The sequence below is a fragment of the Paenibacillus sp. FSL H8-0283 genome (genome assembly GCF_045040675.1).
In the GTDB taxonomy this organism is placed as follows: domain Bacteria; phylum Bacillota; class Bacilli; order Paenibacillales; family Paenibacillaceae; genus Paenibacillus; species Paenibacillus amylolyticus.
Window position 1 is genome coordinate 5,897,398 of the sequence record NZ_CP150295.1, and the last position, 18,642, is coordinate 5,916,039.

Genomic DNA, 18,642 nt, shown 5'->3' on the forward strand with positions numbered 1-18,642 from the left:
TGGTCCTTGCATTGTATTGCACCTCGCTTAACATTGTTTTGAGCACAATCATACAGCTAAACCTAAAGACCGTCAACCATAATTTGGAAGGTGTTACCTTGTAAACAGTGTAGGAATGTCTCATGCAATTGAGCACCATTAGTGCTAAAATCATTTCCAAATATCGAGAGGGATTGAATATGTCGGAGCATCTGAAAAGCATTGAAATTTATGGAGTGGCTGTTAATAATATTGGAGTGAGTGCTTTTGAGTCAGTTGAAATGTTACATAGGAGATCAAGTCTGGACAAAGTTTTTGACGAACTCAATCATGAAGAACAGCTCAAATTGCTAAGTAATAATGTGCAACTGATACAAAATACGAAAAAGATGTCTGAGCATATTGCTGAGGTTTACGATTTTTCGTTGTCTGAAGAGCGGCGAAATCACCCTGCGATTAACTCCTGATATCGTTTCGGGGATGACATTGTAATGTTCCTACCGAGCCAACTGTTTGGTTGCAATTTGGCTAAGTATCAGTTACTTTGCCTCTCTTCTACTTGCAGATATTTCGATTCATCTTATGTTATCTAAAAGGGTAGAAAAAGCTTTCGTATACTTGAAATCTATCATAAAATAAATAAAAAAAGGGGGATGCATCTTGATTAAATATCTGTTATCCAGTATTGACACACATGCCGATAAGGGGTTTGGTGTTACCGCTGAAGCTTTTAAAAAAGCGGCTGACCATTTAAACAATTCCGATTTCAAGGATGGGATAATTGCGCAATCTGAAATGCCTGTTCTTTATTTATATAGACATTCTATCGAGCTCTTTTTGAAATCTCTAATTATGCATATCCACGAAGAGCTAAATATACCATACTTGCTTGTTACATCCAGCGAAAACCATCAGTTTATGGTCAATGATAAAGGAAATCCGTTATATATTGAAAATTGTCATTCCTTACAACTACTTTTTGAGTACCTTTGCAAGTTAATCAAGGAGAATGATGAGGATTTAAAACTACAAGCTCCGAAAGCAAATTGGCTGATCACAGGTAGAATTAGAGGCTACATGAAATCCATTTATGAACTTGACGATAAAAGCGATTATTTTCGCTATCCGATTTCCCGTGATAAATCGAAAGATAAAGCTAAATATACAATGAAAAAGGTTAAGAATAAGGATTTTAGTCGCTTGGTTGGTAATTCACAAGGAAAGATGATGTTGGCCACTAAGGATCGAAATGGTGAAATTCAAGACATTTACATGAGGGATGAGAATGTTCTCAAGGAAATCACTACTGTTCTAACTAAAACGACTGACTTTTTTCACAATTTTCATATCATGACCCGCATTGAATTATGTAATGGATGGTAATTCCATCCGAAAAAAAATTAGCGTCTAACAAGGTTCGCGTGCTTGATGCCATCTAAAAACTGATTTGTTATATCATAGTCCACAAATTGTACTTCAATTTTCTCCTGATTGAATCGATTAATATGCCATTTATCCAAAATATGAGTAAATCTTGAGTCTCTTCTCTCTTTTGAAACAAAGTCGATAGTTACCGATTCAGCCTGCGACTTTAGATGATTAGAAGCGAACTCGTCAACGGATACAATACCAACCTTCAGCTCAATCTCATCCTGGAAATAACGAGCAAGCATGTGATACATACACGCAATATGGGTCGCTATCTTATAAATGTTTGATCTATTGAAAATATCAAAAATAAGAGCCGTAATTTTAACCTGCCCCTTGTCGATCCTTATCTGTGCGATATATGCATTGAAAGATAGCATCGTATCAAAAGTATACTGATGGACTCTTTCTTCCTTGCCTAACTCCTGGCTTCGCTTAGCAATATTATCAATGCGATCCATTGAGGAGATTTCAGAAAGATGGAGTCGCCCCCTCCCTTTCCCTTCCGATGCTTTCGACCCTTTCCTCAATCCCTGTCCCATTCTCTGCTTGATTTTCTGCATTTTATTGATATCTTGCTCGACCGATAGCATGTCCAAATACTTTTGGAGGGTTGCTTCATTTTTCATTTTTTCCAGGAAGGACAGCCCTTGATTCTTGCTGTATAAAATCGTGCTGTTGTCACGTTCCAATAGATCAATGATTGTTCCAAGCGTTACCCTTGTACATTCCTTTTGAATGCGTGGGATAACTTTGTTCAAAATATATTGGTTTTTAAAAATGCTGATCAAAATCCTTTCATTTCCCAAAGCTTTCTTGACAGATGCAACACTGTAGCTGTCTGGCTTTTCCTCTAAAAAACGGATAGCATATTTCTTCATGACAAGCATTTGGAGTTGGGTTTTCTTGCCGAAAGCCGTGAATGACTCTTTTCTTAAAACATCGTTATTAATAAGTTCAGTTATCGAGCCGTAAAATGCCGAGAAGCTTCTTGCTATGCCCATCGTTTGAGCATAGTGAAACAGTTGCTTCATCAGCATTATTTTGTTGCCGAAACGGTAGATAATCTCAAGGTATACTCGATACTTCTCGCAAACCGTTTGTTTATTAGCATTCGATATAGTCATAATTTTAATTCCTCCTCTCAAACTCTAATTGTTTCGTATTGGCATCCAATCATGCTGACGAATGTTTCTTTAGACCTCATTTCCTCGATCCCATACGAATTGGTGATGATTTCAATCCCTACTTCGATTCCCACGCTATTGATATATAAGCCATCTGGCATTGATATTAGTTTCTCTTTGATCATATCTTGATATAGCTTTGCTTCCGCTTCGTTTCCTTCTTTTCGCATATCGGAAATTTGATCTTCAAATTCTTTTCGAACCAGAGTTTCTGTTTTCCAGCTTTCTCGTGACTCCTCTGACAAGCTAAAGTATTTATCTGCAATTGCCAAGTCGTGTATGGGGCTTTGAGCATGGTATGCATAACTCAATCCCCATAGGCGAGCGGCTGTTTCCCGCCCTGACTTCGTAAGCTTATAACATTCCTCGCTTTTCCCTTTTTGCTTGTACGCGACTTTTTCCATAAGACCATCTCTTACAAGATTTTGAATGCGCCTGTCGGCTAAGCCGCACAATTGAAGATGATCGGAAGAGACGTGACCAACTCTGTGCATTGCGCTAAATGCGAGTCTGTCTCGGTTAAAGAATTGGGTAACAAGTGGTTTGCTTCGTCTTGCCATTTGTAATGCACCTCCTTTTGGCTGTATGAATGATTAGTTCGCGCTGGCAATGTTTATGTGACCATCTTAGATGGTCAGTGTGGCATTTGCGTCTTGGAGAGACGCTTGTCGCGGCGAATTTATGCGACAACATGCTTTATTGCCTCATCTTAGATGAGGCAATGCCTTTTTGTGTTTCGTAGAAACACTTGTCCCATTGGCAAATGGGCAACGGCTTTTCCCAAGGGGCGAGTTTCAATGGCTTCGTTTTGCAGCGAGTGCCATAGGCCGAGCGGTCGGCGATAGCCGAGCACAACGGGGCTTGGTGGTTCTTAGTGAGCCGATTTTCCGCAGGAAAAAGGTGAGCTTAGAACCCACCCATTGAAACGAAGCCCCTTATCCCGCAGATGTTTGATTATAGATTTTGAAAGAGGAATTATAACCTTCTCTCGATTAATGCAAAAAAAGGCTCCACGCCTTTGGGCGTAGGAGCCTCTTCTCGCTCGCGAGAAGCATGGTTTTATATTTGATGACAGCGAACAATCCAAACTATAGTAGCAAACGATGTGCACAATTAAGTTGCAAAATTGGGCATGCAATATTGGAGTAATAGCCGCCTCCACACCGTCTTACACGGAGCAATTTCGGTATATTCCTATTTATTCGATCCAATTCAGTCGATTCTCCTGTGGCTGATTTATCAGACATACGTGTTGTTTTTCGTATTCTTGTCGTGTTTTCCAAGCTAATCTTACTTTACCAATATCGATTTCACGAAAATCTTAAACACCTTTTAACACTAATCTACAGACAATCTGATGTGTTGCTATCAATTAGCGTTTTGGAGATTTCCAAAGGCTGAGGCTCGGTCATTAGTATCAATTTACCACTGGATTTTATCTAATTTGAGATTTCTCCTTCAACTTTAAACAGACACAACTCTGTTCAGGGTTCCTCAGTAACTCCAATGCTTCTCTCATTAATTTGAGTTCATGTCGTCCAATCAACGTTGTCTTCATTTCATATTTTATATTTCTGTTTCTGTTATGCTTACGATTTACTTTAACCATATAACATCCCCCCATTCGAGTCTGAAGGAGCAGTCACTTGTACTACTAATGCTGATTTTGATGGTAAGTTTACCGTTAATATCCGTAAAAAGTCAACACCAAAAGAAAGTTAATTATTTTATCACAAATCAGCATCAAAAGTATATAAGAACTTATCACACATTGTATGAACATGTTTCATACAACCTCATAAATGTTATGAACAAGTTATGAACATCCTCACATCTATTCGGTAACATGTTCGTAATTCTTATGAATTTGTTACACATCTATCCATAAACAAAACCGAGCAACAATCAGATAGTCTATTTGAGTGAGCATTGTTGTCGGCAATGAAAGTTGCTTGCATATTGGAATTTGAAATATAGTCAACTGGGCATGCTTTTGATAACGTCCTTATAATTCCGTGCCACACAATCCTGCGCGGTTTCCCTTGCCTCTTTTAAAGATTCCCACAATATCTAAACCTCCTCCTCTCCTGAACACAGATTTCAGAGGAAGATGTCGATCTGTTACCCAACTCTTCTAAAATCTCGCCTTTCAAAGTAAAAGTACCGAAGAATCGGCTATATTCACCGATATCGACGGTACTTTTATTGATTAATTATCTTTTGATTATTCTTATACATTTGAATACGAAATCTCAGGGATGGAGAAAGCGTTCGTTATACTCATCGCTTTAATGACAGAAAACCTACCTTTTCACAACCTGACAACTCGCATTTTATATTTCAAGCAAGTTTAACGGAGATGGAATTGATCATATTTCTTATTTATTTCATCACATAAACATAATCGGTTTTCCTCGCGTTATTTCAGCGTTATTCTGCTATAATTCTCTAACTATTTCTTCATCCAACATAGCTTTTCTCTTTTCCCAGTCGGGCATAAACGAATAAAGCATATTATAGAAGCCGTCTTTGTGGTCATTATATTGAAAATGAATCAATTCGTGTAGCACCACATAGTCAATGCAGTGCTTTGGTGCTTTAATAAGCTCGGAATTAAGAAGAATAGTGTTTGAATCAATGAGTGCTGACCCCCAACGTGCCTTCATAATACGCAGGTCAATCTTTGGTCTTTGAATACCGTATTTTTGAACCAGCGGATATTGCTTATCTAAAGACTGTTCAAAAGTTTTGATCGCTTTCTCTCGATACCACTCATCCATCAACTTGGCTTTTCGGACAAGATCAGTCGGGTCTTTTACCATGAGAACGATAAAGCCTCGGTAGTACTTAACCATCTCTTCTTCAGAAGTAGTTTCTACACGCAAACGGTACTGTTTACCTAAATACTTGTACGACTCACCGCTTACATATTCACGTTCACTTTGTTTATAAGGCTGAACCTGTTCGAAGTTCTTGAAATTCTTCAAGATCCAGCTACCCTTACTTGTTACAAAATCGTATATAAATTTGAGAGGGACTTTCTCCGAAGCCGATACCATAATTGTCATGTTTGGCTTGATATTGAGATTTACATTTTTCACGTTTTTTCGTTCAATGAAAAATTCAATTACTCGATTGGCATATACTATTTGATGTTTTTCCATTTTTCCACTACCTTAATAACGACGTAATGCCACTGTCTTTATCTGCTCAATAATTTTATCAACTTGGTCAAAGCCCAGACTGACATTATGCTCTTTCGTAAAGTCAAAGATAAGGTCATCTAATTGCTGTGCAATTCGATTGTGCACTTCAATGTTATCATGCCAATCCACTTTGGTGTAAGCACGAATAATGTCTTCCATTTTCACTGCTAACTCAGCCAATAACTCTTCACTCATCATTTGCTCTTTCATGATGTCTTTCGTTACACCATAGAAAGCCTGAGCATTTACATTTTTCCTAATGCTATCAGGATAATCCTCAACAGGCTCCCCTTGCTGATATTCCCTCTTTAGATCATTCATTCTATGCAAATATTCTGCCTCAGAAATACGTTGTTGCTTATAGGCATCAATTGCTTCTTTGATCCGTTCCGAAAACTTCTTATAATAAGCAGGATTCTCATCCCATTTGGTATTGATACTTTTTGTCAGACGTGTACGAATCGCATCTGCCTTTGCTCGTTTTGATTCTAATCGATCCAGCTCTTCTTCAAACGCTTTTTCATTAAGAATATCTACTGGATTAGTAATACGAATGACCTCTTCGGCAGAAATATAATGATCCATAAGCTTCTGCATTTTGGCTTCATATTCCTTATGATCAATGGAATCGGAATAGCGTAGCTTAACAGCCTTACGAAGTTCCTGAAAAAACTTCAAATCCTTCTTGTACTTTTTCAATTCTTCTGGAGGCAGAGCATTATAGATCTTCTCAGACTCCAGTGCTATTCCAAGATTTTTCCCGAACTGAGAAAGGACACCGTAGAACTCTTCCCTACGCTCTTCATCTTCCAGCCATACTTCATACTCTTCCGCATCTTGCTTGTTCTTAATTAGAGCAAAGATTTGAAGTAAGTCTGAATGGTACTGCCGTAGTGAACCGATCACACTTATTACATCGTAAATGGCTCCTTGCAAGTCCTTTGGATCAAATTTCTCAAGACCTGCACCTGAATACATCTCCAATGCTTGATCGAGCCGATCCAGCAACCCTCTGTAATCGATTATGAGCCCATAGTCTTTGCCGTCATACAAGCGATTGACCCTGGCGATTGCCTGTAATAATGTATGCTCTCTCATTGGCTTATCAATATATAAAACAGTTGCCCTTGGTGCATCGAAACCTGTAAGTAGCTTATCAACGACAATTAACAACTCGATCTCATCACCCTCGATGAAATCCTCTTTTATTGCATCTTCATAAGATTCGTCATCACCATAACGATTCATCATTCGGTTCCAAAAATTTAGAACCTTATCTCTGGATACCTCATCAACAACCTCATGTCCTTCTCGTTGATCTGGTGGAGAAATCACAACAGCACACGTTAAATCACCAAATTCTTCGAAAGCCTCCAAATATCGAATAGCTTCGATCTTGCTGTTGGTTGCGAGCATGGCTTTGAACTGACTTCCCTGTGTTTTATAGTTATCCAGAAAGTGCTGATTTATATCAAATGCAATCATACTTATCCGCTGATTAGATGAAGCAATTCGCTCGAACTGACTCCACTTTTTCATGACTTCATCTTTCTGCTTATCATTTAAGTTGCGAGTGATCATTTCAAGGCGGGTATCGATTGCTTTTTGGTTAACGGTTTGATCGACCATTTTCCCTTCATAAAGGAGAGGAACAATCGCCTTGTCTTTTACGCCGTCTGCAATCGTATATGTATGAATCAACTTACCGAATTTAATCATGGTGCTCTTTTCTTTCTTCATCAGAGGTGTACCTGTAAAACCTAAATAACAGGCATTAGGAAAAACCTTTTTCATTTTGATATGAAGTTCACCATACTGTGTTCGATGAGATTCATCGACCAATATAAAGATATCCTTGGATTCTATAGGCTTTAGCTGTGTCGAAGCCGTATCGAACTTGTGAACCAAGGTTGTTATAATATCCGCATTGTTGTCTTTAATAAGATCAACAAGATGTGGCCCTTTAGTTGCTCTACTTGCCTTTAACCTGGTGTGCTTAAATGTCTTTTGTATTTGTTTATCGAGTTCAATTCTATCCGTAACAATTACTACTTTAGGATTAACCTCGTTCATCTCGGATAGGATATACTTCGCCAGCATCACCATCGTCAAGCTCTTACCTGAACCCTGGGTATGCCATATGACGCCAGACTGACGATTTCCACTTTCGTCATAATCTTGAATCGTTTTAATGATTTCTTTAATGGAAAAGTATTGCTGGTAACGAGCAACCTTCTTTACATCCTTATCAAACAAAGTAAAGAAGTGCGTCAATTCCAATAACCGTTCAGGATGAAATAGCGATATGATGTTTTTGTCTTGCATAGTTGGCATGCGATCGCTAACTGTCTCACTCAGCAAAGCTTGCAACCACTCTTCCTTCTCTTCTTTCCAGACTGACCAGAATTTCTTTGGTGTGTTGCATGTTGCATATTTCGTCTCATTTTTGTTCGTTGACATGACGACTTGTACATACTTAAAAAGCTGAGGAGCATAATCCTTCCCTTGGTTACGAATCATTTGGCTAATTCCTTGCTCCATGGAGATCGATGCCTTTTTACATTCAATAACCACAAACGGGATCCCATTCACGAATAAAACAACATCGGGGCGTACCGTACCGCGCCCATCCATCCGTTCTACAACGAACTCTTCAACCACATGAAAAACGTTGTTCTCGAAATTATCCCAATCGATATACTGAATTGTGAATGACTTTTTTGAGCCATCTGGCAAAAACTCCGTGTAGCTTCTCCCCAACATTAATGTTTCAAAGATCTTCTCGTTCGTCTTAACAAGTCCATCCGTTAATGGTTCATTCAAATCACGAATCGCTTGCTCGATACTATTCTGACTGAACTTGTACGTCACGCCCTTGTATTCATATGAGTTGAACTCTTTCAACTTTTCTTCCAATACAGTTTTAATTAAAACTTCATAGAAACTGCCACGCATAGATTCTGCTTGCTCAGGAGTAAGAATCTTGTAATTCAATCCTTGTAAAACCTCAAGAGCAGGTTGCTGGCTAATATATCGTTCATCGTAGCTATTTGGCCGTTCCACATTGACACCTCCAAGTAAGGTATTGAAAAAAAAGGCAAAGGTTAGACCTTTACCCGCACTTTTCCTGTTAGTAAAAGTTGCATAAGACCCCTTTTTTGTTGTTTTAAATATCCGAGATCTTTTTCAATAAGTTCTATGTGATTATCGAGTCTTAACAAGATTTCTGCGATGGCTTTTTGCTCACTAACATCCTCTGGAATTCTTACTTTAATCCCCTTAAAGTTTCCATATTTTAAACTTAGAGTATCGTCAACTAATCCCTGCGAATATCTTCGAAATAAATTGATTATTTCGGGAGACTTAAATAGAATCCCAAAAAAATTGGAGTCTACTTGGCTATTAGGTTTCAAAATAGTATACGCAGGACTTACTATTCCTTCGTATTTCGAAACCCCTGAAACACCTTGCCACATACGCATAGTATTATAGCCAATATCAAATGGCACTATCTTTTTATACTTTGATTTATCATCACTCGAGTTATCCTTAATATCAATTTCTGTACGGCGTACAATCCCCTTTTGAGATGTAATGGCTAATAATTCAAGATTACTATTCCCAACATCCCTTCGTTCTTTAAACAGGTCACCTAACCTTACTTCCTTCCACTCTTCTTCACATCCAGGTAGCCTAACTTTTCCCGTAAGCAACTTCTGCATTAAGGCTTTCTTTTGCACTCTTTTTTGCTCAATATACTTTTCTTTTAGAGCAATTGCTTCCCCCCATGTATTAAGAATTTCGACGATTTTACCTTGTTCATTTATAGGGGGTAAAATAATGTCGATATCCGAGAGTAATTGCTGGTTTAAGTTATTAATATTTGACCCTCCGCCTTTAGTCATAAATTGCTTCTTAACTAAATGTGAGGAACAAAACAATGCACAATATTCGTTTAAAACGACATTGCTCTTACTCCTGGCTCTAATAGTAAACCCAGAATGAGTTACTTTCTTAGTAATATTCTTTGCGAAAAGCACTCTTCCAATAAGTTCCTTACTCCCATTCGATCTAACAAACACAAAATCCCCATTTTTCATTAGATAATCATCTGGAATACTTTGAACATTAATTGTAGAAAGTCTACCTTCATCTATTAAAAAATTATCTTTAAATTCGGAAACCCCTACAAGAAAAATTTCCTCTCCGATATCACCTACCCTATAATTAAGCCCATTTTTAAATTCAAGTAAGTCCCCTAACTTCTCCACTTTCCAATTTAGTGGGATAGAACTATTGTCATCTACTTCTTCATAAGGTTTTTTTGATATATGCATATTTCCACCTACAATCCAAGCTCTTTTAAGTATTTATCCATTATTACTTCAACTTGTTCAATTTCCTGCTTTATAGCGACAATTTTTTCTTTCACCTGTTCCATATTCACTTGAGCCTCTTCTTCAAACGTATCCACATATCGAGGAATATTCAAGTTGAAGTCGTTCTCTTTAATCTCGTCCACTGAGGCAACATACGAGTATTTATCAATAGTCACGTACTTTTCATACGTTTCCAGAATCCTGTGAAGATCTTCTTCTCTCAAATTATTCTGATTTTTACCCTTTTCATAGTTGTCTTGACTTGATACATCAATAAAGATTACTTCTTTGCGTTTTCGATCTTTTCTAAACACCATAACACACGCTGGAATTCCTGTTCCAAAGAATAGATTTTCAGGCAATCCTATTACGGCATCTAACAGATTCATTTCGATAATTTGCTGACGAATCTTTTCTTCACTCGACCCACGGAATAAAACACCATGCGGCAGGATTGTCGCCATACGACCATTCTCAGCCAGTGAGTAGAGCATATGTTGAACAAATGCATAGTCGCCTTTAGATGTCGGTGGTACGCCCCACTCAAATCTTCTATGCTGGTCGAGGCTTGCTTCCATCTTAAACTTCTCATCTGTATTCCCTTCACCCGCAAAGCCCATTGCCCATTTGTCTAAAGAAAAAGGGGGGTTGGCAACAATTGCCTGAAACCGCATCAACTTTCCATCTTCCAAGTGAAGTGGGTTCGATAACGTGTCTCCCCATTCAATCTTTGCATCATCAATGCCGTGCAAATACATATTCATAAGTGCTAACGAATGCGTTTGTCCATTTCTTTCTTGACCATAGATCGCAACTTTCTTGCTCGGCACTTGATTCGCTACCTTAATAAGTAAGGAGCCTGAACCACAAGTTGGATCATATATACGATCATTCTCTCGTGGCTTTACCAGCCGAGCAAGGAGTTCGGATACCATTGAAGGCGTAAAAAACTCGCCTCCTTTTTTCCCCGCATCTGAGGCAAAACGTTCGATCATGAATTGATACGCATCACCAATGACATCTTCGCTACCGACAACAGAAGGCTTCAAAGTTAGTTTATTAAAATCCTCTAACAACGCACGAAGCATTGCATTTCTTTCTTTCGCTTTTCCAAGGGTTGCTTCGCTGTTAAAGTCGATATTGCGGAATACGCCACGTAGTTTCCCTGTGTTCTCGTTCTCCAACCGTTCCAATGCTTTATTAATGATTTCACCAATTTCAGCATCAGTCCGTTTACTATATAAATAATCGAAAGTGGATAGTTCGTCTAATACAAAACGCTCCCTGGATAATGCACGTTGAATCCGTTGCTGATCCCCATCATAGCGTTTCGTGTATTCTTCGACATGTTCTTTGTACGCATCGCTCAAATACTTGATAAACAGCATAGTCAGGATATAATCCTTATATGTACTGGAATCGATTTTACCACGGAATGTATCCGCCGCTTGCCATAAAACCGCATTTATTTGTTGTGATGTAACTTGTTCACTCATCTTTGTTCCTCCTACGAACTATCTCTTCTATTATTCAAACATCCTGTACTTCAATTATACATGATAAGGAAGAGAGCGAGTATCCCTCCCCCCTTAACAATTATCGGGATTAATCAACCTTTACATAAGAATCGGAGATACCCATGAGGTGATAACTTTCATCATAGTGTTGCTCATGTTTCGTTCTTGCCTGTTCTATGACCGCTTGATACTCTTCGTCCGATCGAAGTAACAATTGTGCGATATCACGTTGCTTATCAAGCGTAAGCTTCGGCAACTTAATCGACGCAACATCCTTATGACTCAATACAGTGACGGTTGTTCCACGCTGATAGGCTTGTAAGTAATACTGCCCTACTGGACTTTCAAGAAAAGCCTTAATGAAATATGGATCATATCCATTTGCGTCCGATACACGAACTCGAAGGAAATTCTGTGAGAATACAAACGACTTATCTTTGAGATCCTCTGGCGTTATCACAGTCATTTTAAGCGTAGTGCCACGACTGGACAGTAATAAGTCACCTGGCTGAAGCTCATACTCTCGTGCTCTTTTAGGGGCTAATGTGATTCCCTTCAATCCATCTGGTATGATCTTACCCTCTTGCACATCAACAAGATTCACCAAGTAGTGAGTCATCTCCGCATCATCGGAAACATCCTTTGTGGGATTAAGCCCTCTATCGACATCTGCAATATCCCCTAATTCAATCTTCGGTAGATCCGACTGTTCATATTTCCTGCGGTTAATGTTCGTTCTGCCGATCTTTGTTTCGACGTCTGCCTTCTCAAAATATCTCAAAGGGGAAAGACTCCAGTCATTCGTTGAAATTTCGCTTATGGAAATACTTCTGCTGTAGCCATCAATGTGTGAATGATTACGATATGCACTTACAATAGCCTCAATATCAGAGTCACGAAGTTCGTTTTGATTTCGCATTGCCTTCTTAAAACCATCTTCTGCATTTATGAACAATATCCGATCTCTCATTACGTCAGGTTTATTCTTATTGATAATTAGTACAGCAACGGGGATACCCGTACCCATAAATAGGTTAGATGGCAAACCAATTACGGCTTCAATCAAATCTTCTTGAATTATGTTGGCACGAATCTTAGCTTCGGAAGCAGTCCTATGAAGAACTCCATGCGGAACCACAATGACCGCCTTACCGTCTTTTTTGAGAGAGGCAACACTATGAAGGACAAAGGCCATATCACCATAGGCCCTACTCGGCAATCCGTAGCGGAAACGACCGTATACGTCTTTCTCGGCTTCCTCGTACCCCCAACCACTCACTGCGAATGGCGGCGAAGTAAGGATTCCATCAAACTTCAACAAGTGTCCTTCTTCGTCCTTCCATTGAGGAGCGGTGATTGTATTACCGAGTTTCACGTCAGCCACTTCTGGATACATACCATGTATAATTAGGTTCATTATCCCTAACGCACGGGTTTGGGCATTGATTTCTTGTCCAAATAGTTTCACTTCTCCATGGTTCAGTTGAGCATACTTATACGCATCAATTAAAAAACCATTCAACCCCGAAGTATGGTCACATATCGTACCACTTGTTTTATCAAGAAGATGTGGAAGAAGTGAGCTAACACTCTTTGGACTACCTTTCTCTCCTCCATGAGCACCTTCTCTTGAAATGAAAGTCTCCAGTAAACTGTCTAAATATCGTGTAACTGTTCCTGTTAATGGATTTGAATCCTCATATAAGGCACGATTGTAAGACTGGCGATTTAGAATAGTTTCGACTACCTTATATAGACTTAGAACATTGCGATATCTGTTATAGTCGTTTAATGTAAAGACATCCTTCAAAGATGGATTCAATCTCTCCAGCTCTTGAAAAGCTATGGACAGCCTTTTTCCTAAATCTAATCCATTCGATGTAACCATCTCCCAGGACTGGTTATTCGGGATATTGAATCCATGATCGGTGTTTTCACATAAGAGCTTATAAGTCAGCATCGGTTGCAAAGTAAGCCTCATCTCGCTGTTTTGCATCTCGCTTCTCCAATTATCCCCAATAACCCATGCATCTTTCTCAGCCTCATTAAGACCTGCGTTTCTCATTCTAAACACCCTCCTCGTTTTTGCAATCATATTAAATATGTATTGACAATACACATTAAAACCAGTTGTGTACGTGCTGTATTTCCTTGTTTTCTATAATAACTAATCCATGTCAGTCTGTAAAGAGTATTGCCAATATTCTTTTTTAGTATTTACCTGTTACTTTTTTTGGTTTGACGACACATTAATCTACATGTACTCTCACTATAAAAAAACCGCAAATAAATGCGGTTCATCGACTTGCCCAATACAATTTGGGTTCCATTGCCACGAGCATCTCATCAAGAATGTAAGCCAGCTTTCTTATCGTAGCGTCCAAGTCATCTTCTGGTTTAAAACTAACTCCTATCTTCCGATTCTTCGCCATAAATTCAGGGTGAACTGTTCAAAGTTCAGTAACTTTCTCTTGACTCGAGGTATATAGTATTTCCTGACATGACTCGAAGTGTAGATATATCGAGGCCAGTCCATATTTATTTCGAGTACTCACTCTAAAGTTAACGCCACTTCGACCTCTGCCAATCGAGATCTGACAATCATAACTGTTATGCTTCTTAGCTTTCCACACATTGGTTAAATAGGGTACGTGATCTCTTAGCTTTACAAGCATATATTGCTTAACGTCTTCAACTTGCTCAAAATTATAATCTGTGACAGCAATTGCTCGTCCAGTATGAGTTGACGGAACTTGTGAATAAACGTCAAATAGCTCCAGCGGCGGACACACGAGAATCCCCTATTCATTGTAACTTTCCCATACATCAAGCTTGTACAATTCGTTAAGCTCCTCTACCTTAACGACGGCTTCATCTACACCCAAGGCATAAAAATCGTTGTACTTATTTTTTGGCTTCTCATGTATGTTTTTACTCGTTCAAGATGACCCTCATGGAATCCTGAAAAAATCCAAATGATAGTTCTTTCCGATATTGCATTTAATATTTCAAGCACTTTCTCTAAGTCGTGTTTATCAGATTGGTTGATCTGTGTTTCAACAAAAATTGGTAATCTCCGAGACGAATTAATCGCATACATATCCACTTTCCTAAATGAAAAAAGCCGAAGTAAACCAGATAAAGGCCTGATCTCTTGGCTTCTTGCAACTCAGAATGCTATGGAGTGTTATAGTAAGAATATAATATAAATGTTTATTACTCATTCCCAAATCAACTGCCACTTTAATTATTAAACACTCTTATCGTTCTCAAGGTTTATCGCTAAATACGTTCTTCTCAGATATAACTTTCAATTCTTACTCACTTTTTATAATACATCGAAAATACATCCAAAATCTGCTCCAGTCCATCCAGCGCCTCTTGAGCCAGCGCACTTCTTTCTGTTTGAGCGGGTGGTGATGGAAACAAATTGGGCTTGGGTGTTATTTTCAAGAGATCATACTCCGCGAAGTTAAATCTCCGATTGATTTGCAATATGTAGGCGTTATATGTCAATGTATCAATATTCCCCCTACCTTGCAGTAATAATTGATCAATCGCCGTTCTGGGTATATTCGTTAACTTTGCAAACGTTGATCTTGAATACCCTTTTTGCCGCATGAATCCAATTATGGACTCTTTAACGGTTTGCTGATGATTATAATAGTTAACCATAGATATCGCTCCTAACCCTATTTTCAACGTCCTAATTTGTCCTACCACAATAGCTATAAATTCTTCATACACCTGTCTATGCCATCTCCCCTTGATAATTCCTTAGGAAGTGAATTTAAAAATGCTTTATATCGTTGTTTCTCTTTCTCTATGGTTGAAACGGCATAAACCGAGAATCCATTAGCATCTTGCTTTTCAAGAAATTGAATATATTCGTGTTTATTCTCTTTTTGAATGACAAGAGGTACAATTTGATTTTGTAAGAACAAATGCATCATAAGCAATCGACCTGTTCGTCCATTTCCATCGGCATACGGATGGATTCGTTCAAATTCAATATGGCTGGAACAAATCGAAAGAATAATATCATCAGATGAATTCGCTTGTTGAATTTGATTGTTCAGATTTAGAAGCCACTGATCCATGAGAGAAGGCGTTTCTTCGGGAGAAGCTGTATGGTTTAACGCCCCGACTATCGCATTTTCCTGGGATTTAAATCGACCTCTTTCGTGATGAAGCCGCTCCAATAATAAAGAATGAATGTCGTGAATTAATGATATCGTAAGTTCTTGATCAATATTCTCTATAATATAGTTGAAAGCTAACCGATGATTTTCTAATTCATAAAATTCATGAACTGAGATTTTACCAGGAATCACTCGACAAAGTAGGATGGAAACAGCTTCGCTAAACGTGCTCGTGTTATTCTCAATTGCACAAGAATGATGTGTCATACGCACTAAAAGGTCATCCAAATAATCTTTTGGAAGATGCATCATAAATCACCCGTTCCTAAAAAGCTTGGAGATTTGTTTGATATGAACATACACAAGCATATTAATTCCGTCAATAAAAACTGGATGGTGTTGCAATTGTAACCACATTGAAAATAAATCCAAACTCCATCTTGCTTTATGCTCAAAATAGGATTATACATGGTATAACGATCAGACGGAGGGGTGAAAACGATTGGAGGAGTTGACCGATCTTGAAAGCTTAACAAAGGAATTTATATTTGCCATAAAGTTAGTGAAAAATACAGACAAGTCAGGAGAGCCAAGTTCGGAGGAGATTCAGAGAGCAACGATTATATTTATCGACGATACCATGCTATATGTTACCGAACATCTCAATAAGGGTTATTGGTATGATTGGGTTTCGAAAGATGGGAAGTTGCTGTTTCATCACGATCATGAGAGTACAACTCAAAACTTCTACCATCGGGATCTGAATTCGATAATAAGAGGAATTGTTACTTTTCACCTCTTGATAGGTGAAAACCATGAGTAGTGATTCAAATCAGGCTTTGCTTACCTTTGGTCAATTGTGCTGGCTAACCACTCATTGAAGATTGCATAAAAGTCTTTTCGCAAATGCTTTTTATTGAACCCTATACGCTGGAATCAGCGTTTCTTTAGGTTATAATTGCAGAATACTTATCAGATGAACGCCTTGAACAACCCTATAGTTGCTTGCAATGTAACCATAGCGTAGGCTCGTTTCAAAATTAGACTGAATTCATCAAACCTTTATAGTTGGTCGGAACCTAATGATGAATAAGCAACTTTCTTCGAGGATGGCATGCGTAAAGCCGATAGAAGAACTTTTTGCCCCTATATATAGGTTTATTGTATTCCGAAAGTTGTTTTACCTCATAATTGACGGCTTTCCCTTCGTCTGAAATACCGTTACAAAATATGCTCTCCAATAAAAAAGAAGTCTCAGGAATACTCCTCGACTTCATTCCTCTGGGGTTCGAGAAAATCGCTTCATCCTGCTGGCTTCCCCCAAGCCCCTTATCAACTTACAAAAAACGAGCTGATGTGAAGACATGATCAGCGAAATGCTCGACTTCGATACGTTTATTACTCTGCTCGTAAACAACTTCTTTAATAGCTTTCTGCTATAATAATCATTGGAGGGAGGCAGTTACATGAAAAAGATAACTTTTGAAAACTATTATTCTGCTGATGAAGCCATTCAATTTTTCGGAAGAGTTAACACTGAAACAGGAAATTTAGAACCGCTCACAGAGAAAGACTACATTGCATCCATTCAAGACATTTGCCTTAATGAACGGGTTCCAGAAAAAATCAAATCATTATTTGATCCAGCATTAGCATTGTATGCCTATGGATATTTATACTGGACTTTTTTCACTTTAGCAAATGAACAAGCTATTAAAGCCTTTGAAGCGGCTATAGCATATAAGCATAAAGAAGTTATAGGTACAAATGTAGATTCGAATGGAAGAGAAGTTGGGTTGTCTAAAAAAATTAATAATTTAGTTAGACGGCGAGTAATAGATGGAAACAGAAAAGATTACTACCATTCATTGCGGATGTTTAGAAATATGGCTTTCCACCCTAACGAACAACATATATTTGGACACAATAATGAAGCGTTGAGAAATATTGCAACCGCAATAAATGAGCTATTTGCATAATAATGCGCCCTGAATATTGAATCATTTTTAAGTATGTATCCTTACGATCTGACTATCGCAAAGTTTGCCCCTCCCCACTAAAACTCCTTTATCCCACGTCCCACAAGACCTCCGCTCCACCAATAAGCACAAGAGTTTATCATATACAGTGCTCTAAACACCTGAATACATCGAGAAACTGAGGAGAATTCGAAGAAAGAAAGAGGAAAACGCTCAAAATTAATGAGAAAGAATCCCTCTGTGTCATGGATTTATGATAAAAAAACGCAGGAAGGAATATTTAGGTTCTTCTCTGCTCCCTGAAATGGCCTACTCGTATGTATTTAAAACAAATACTTTATAAATTCCTTTTTTACCTTAAAACCAAAAACTTTATATTCTTTAATCATGATTATTATCAGGAGGATCCATTTGTTCAATTAAAATGCGTTCAATGTACTCCCGTAGTGAGCACGGTTCTATGAGGATGTACTTCACAGCATACATATACTCAGATTGTTTGTTTATCTGATATGCTTTATGATTAGTTTTCGAATCAGGTGTATAAAACAAATGTTCGCTTAGTCTTTGCCTGACCGATTTATGAACGCCAATATATTGCAAAGTCCAACTGTCATCATCAAATGTTAGGGCTTTCTGCCTGTATATAAAATAAACTCCGCATTTACAAGGTACCTTTCCATCTCTCCCCACACCCAAATCATTTCGTGTAGAAACTTTAAGAAACGATTCTTCTTGAAGAGTTTGCTCTATTCGCTTTACTATATTTAATTTACTTAATTCAATTTTTAAATCAATCATTTGTACACCTTCCTAAAGCCACTC

14 protein-coding genes are annotated in these 18,642 nt (G+C 38.3%); 4 read left to right on the forward strand and 10 right to left on the reverse strand.

Going from position 1 to position 18,642, the window contains the following annotated elements:
* Window positions 1-179 precede the first annotated feature (179 nt).
* Window positions 180-446 (forward strand): hypothetical protein, encoded by a 267-nt coding sequence (locus MHI52_RS26055; protein WP_405157919.1) that lies wholly within the window; start codon window positions 180-182, stop codon window positions 444-446.
* A 193-nt stretch (window positions 447-639) separates the two neighbouring features.
* The gene (locus MHI52_RS26060; RefSeq protein ID WP_405157920.1) at window positions 640-1,362 is read left to right on the forward strand and encodes a hypothetical protein; all 723 of its coding nucleotides are present in this window, start codon (window positions 640-642) and stop codon (window positions 1,360-1,362) included.
* Window positions 1,363-1,379: 17 nt separating this feature from the next.
* Here the strand turns inward: MHI52_RS26060 and MHI52_RS26065 are convergent, their stop codons facing one another.
* From MHI52_RS26065 to MHI52_RS26105, 9 genes are all read right to left on the reverse strand, one after another.
* The gene (locus MHI52_RS26065; protein WP_405157921.1) at window positions 1,380-2,534 is read right to left on the reverse strand and encodes a hypothetical protein; all 1,155 of its coding nucleotides are present in this window, start codon (window positions 2,532-2,534) and stop codon (window positions 1,380-1,382) included.
* Between the two features lie 17 nt (window positions 2,535-2,551).
* Entirely contained in the window at window positions 2,552-3,154 is a 603-nt protein-coding gene (locus tag MHI52_RS26070; RefSeq protein ID WP_405157922.1) for a hypothetical protein, read from the reverse strand.
* 1,878 nt (window positions 3,155-5,032) lie between these two features.
* Entirely contained in the window at window positions 5,033-5,758 is a 726-nt protein-coding gene (locus MHI52_RS26075) for a M48 family metallopeptidase (protein ID WP_405157923.1), read from the reverse strand.
* A 12-nt stretch (window positions 5,759-5,770) separates the two neighbouring features.
* Window positions 5,771-8,863 carry a type I restriction endonuclease subunit R gene (locus MHI52_RS26080; RefSeq protein ID WP_405157924.1) on the reverse strand — a complete coding sequence of 1,031 codons (3,093 nt, stop codon included), beginning with the start codon at window positions 8,861-8,863 and terminating at the stop codon, window positions 5,771-5,773.
* A 41-nt stretch (window positions 8,864-8,904) separates the two neighbouring features.
* Window positions 8,905-10,137: a restriction endonuclease subunit S gene (locus MHI52_RS26085; RefSeq protein ID WP_405157925.1), complete on the reverse strand. Its 1,233-nt coding sequence runs from the start codon at window positions 10,135-10,137 to the stop codon at window positions 8,905-8,907.
* 8 nt (window positions 10,138-10,145) lie between these two features.
* Window positions 10,146-11,675 carry a type I restriction-modification system subunit M gene (locus MHI52_RS26090; protein ID WP_405157926.1) on the reverse strand — a complete coding sequence of 510 codons (1,530 nt, stop codon included), beginning with the start codon at window positions 11,673-11,675 and terminating at the stop codon, window positions 10,146-10,148.
* Window positions 11,676-11,784: 109 nt separating this feature from the next.
* On the reverse strand, window positions 11,785-13,761 hold the full coding sequence (locus MHI52_RS26095) for an N-6 DNA methylase (RefSeq protein ID WP_405157927.1): 1,977 nt from the start codon (window positions 13,759-13,761) through the stop codon (window positions 11,785-11,787).
* A 1,256-nt stretch (window positions 13,762-15,017) separates the two neighbouring features.
* Window positions 15,018-15,371 (reverse strand): hypothetical protein, encoded by a 354-nt coding sequence (locus MHI52_RS26100; protein WP_405157928.1) that lies wholly within the window; start codon window positions 15,369-15,371, stop codon window positions 15,018-15,020.
* Window positions 15,372-15,424: 53 nt separating this feature from the next.
* Complete coding sequence (locus MHI52_RS26105) at window positions 15,425-16,150, reverse strand: Fic family protein (RefSeq protein ID WP_405157929.1); 726 nt, start codon at window positions 16,148-16,150, stop codon at window positions 15,425-15,427.
* Between the two features lie 190 nt (window positions 16,151-16,340).
* Here MHI52_RS26105 and MHI52_RS26110 point away from each other — a divergent pair, with 190 nt between their 5' ends.
* The gene (locus tag MHI52_RS26110; protein WP_405157930.1) at window positions 16,341-16,661 is read left to right on the forward strand and encodes a hypothetical protein; all 321 of its coding nucleotides are present in this window, start codon (window positions 16,341-16,343) and stop codon (window positions 16,659-16,661) included.
* A 643-nt stretch (window positions 16,662-17,304) separates the two neighbouring features.
* Window positions 17,305-17,817 (forward strand): DUF4145 domain-containing protein, encoded by a 513-nt coding sequence (locus tag MHI52_RS26115; RefSeq protein ID WP_405157931.1) that lies wholly within the window; start codon window positions 17,305-17,307, stop codon window positions 17,815-17,817.
* A 381-nt stretch (window positions 17,818-18,198) separates the two neighbouring features.
* On the opposite strand, the gene MHI52_RS26120 is transcribed toward MHI52_RS26115, so the two are convergent.
* A complete protein-coding gene (locus MHI52_RS26120) occupies window positions 18,199-18,618 on the reverse strand; it encodes a hypothetical protein (RefSeq protein WP_405157932.1) in 420 nt (139 codons plus the stop codon).
* Between the last annotated feature and the right edge of the window lie 24 nt (window positions 18,619-18,642).

Excerpts from the sequence above, each read along its gene's own strand:
- MHI52_RS26055 (WP_405157919.1), top strand. The coding sequence starts at position 180 with ATGTCGGAGCATCTGAAAAGCATTGAAATTTATGGAGTGGCTGTTAAT.
- MHI52_RS26065 (WP_405157921.1), bottom strand. The coding sequence starts at position 2,534 with ATGACTATATCGAATGCTAATAAACAAACGGTTTGCGAGAAGTATCGA.
- MHI52_RS26070 (WP_405157922.1), bottom strand. The coding sequence starts at position 3,154 with ATGGCAAGACGAAGCAAACCACTTGTTACCCAATTCTTTAACCGAGAC.
- MHI52_RS26075 (WP_405157923.1), bottom strand. The coding sequence starts at position 5,758 with ATGGAAAAACATCAAATAGTATATGCCAATCGAGTAATTGAATTTTTC.
- MHI52_RS26085 (WP_405157925.1), bottom strand. The coding sequence starts at position 10,137 with ATGCATATATCAAAAAAACCTTATGAAGAAGTAGATGACAATAGTTCT.
- MHI52_RS26090 (WP_405157926.1), bottom strand. The coding sequence starts at position 11,675 with ATGAGTGAACAAGTTACATCACAACAAATAAATGCGGTTTTATGGCAA.
- MHI52_RS26095 (WP_405157927.1), bottom strand. The coding sequence starts at position 13,761 with ATGAGAAACGCAGGTCTTAATGAGGCTGAGAAAGATGCATGGGTTATT.
- MHI52_RS26100 (WP_405157928.1), bottom strand. The coding sequence starts at position 15,371 with ATGGTTAACTATTATAATCATCAGCAAACCGTTAAAGAGTCCATAATT.
- MHI52_RS26105 (WP_405157929.1), bottom strand. The coding sequence starts at position 16,150 with ATGATGCATCTTCCAAAAGATTATTTGGATGACCTTTTAGTGCGTATG.
- MHI52_RS26115 (WP_405157931.1), top strand. The coding sequence starts at position 17,305 with ATGAAAAAGATAACTTTTGAAAACTATTATTCTGCTGATGAAGCCATT.
- MHI52_RS26120 (WP_405157932.1), bottom strand. The coding sequence starts at position 18,618 with ATGATTGATTTAAAAATTGAATTAAGTAAATTAAATATAGTAAAGCGA.